General features: G+C 58.0%; 1 protein-coding gene. It reads right to left on the bottom strand.

From position 1 onward, the window contains the following. A partial coding sequence (ribD, locus tag ACTHS3_RS15925) for a bifunctional diaminohydroxyphosphoribosylaminopyrimidine deaminase/5-amino-6-(5-phosphoribosylamino)uracil reductase RibD (protein WP_440368495.1) occupies positions 1–851 on the bottom strand: 851 nt, incomplete at both ends.

Below are 851 nucleotides of genomic sequence, written 5' to 3'. Positions count from 1 at the left end.
TCATCCACCAAGTCATCCTTCAGGAAGGCTGAAGCAAGTGTTGAGCCGGCTTCTACCAGAACTTCGCCAAAGCCAAGTTCTGCCAGTTGCGGCATGAGTGAAAGAAGATTGATGCGGCCGTTGATGTGCTCAGACGGCCTGATGATGCGGATATGTTCAAATTTACCCAGCGCCTGCAAACGTTGTTCGTCTGAGGAAAGGGTAACGATAACGGTCGGGCTGTCGGTATCGGTCACGAGGTGGCAGTCCAAAGGGATTTGCAGTCGGCTGTCCAAGACGATACGCGCAGGTTGGCGCAGGGTGGGGAAGCTGCGAACGTTGAGTTTCGGGTTGTCGGCAAGTACGGTACCGATACCGGTCAAAACGGCGCAACTTTCGGCACGGAGAATTTGTACGTCTTCGCGTGCTGCTTCGCCGGTAATCCAAAAGCTGCGGCCGTCTGAAAGGGCGGTTTTGCCGTCCAAACTGGCGGCGCACTTGAGACGGACAAACGGTCTGCCGCGTTCGATACGCGACAGGAAACCGCGGTTGAGTTCGCGCGCCTGAGCTTCCAGCAAACCGCTTTCGGTACGGATTCCGGCGGCTTCCAGCATGGATAAGCCTTTGCCTGAGACCAACGGGTTAGGGTCGGTCATGGCGGCAACCACGCGCGTTACACCGGAATGAACCAGCGCTTCGGCGCATGGCGGTGTGCGGCCGTAATGGCTGCAAGGTTCCAGCGTGACATAGGCCGTTGCGCCTTTGGCCGCCGCTCCGGCCTGCCTCAACGCATGAACTTCAGCGTGCGGCTCGCCTGCTTTGACGTGGAAACCTTGTCCGACGATTTGTGCGCCGTGTGCAATTACGCAACC

The sequence above is a fragment of the Neisseria sp. P0009.S007 genome (assembly GCF_051962515.1).
This window is presented reverse-complemented; position numbering and strand designations above follow the sequence as displayed.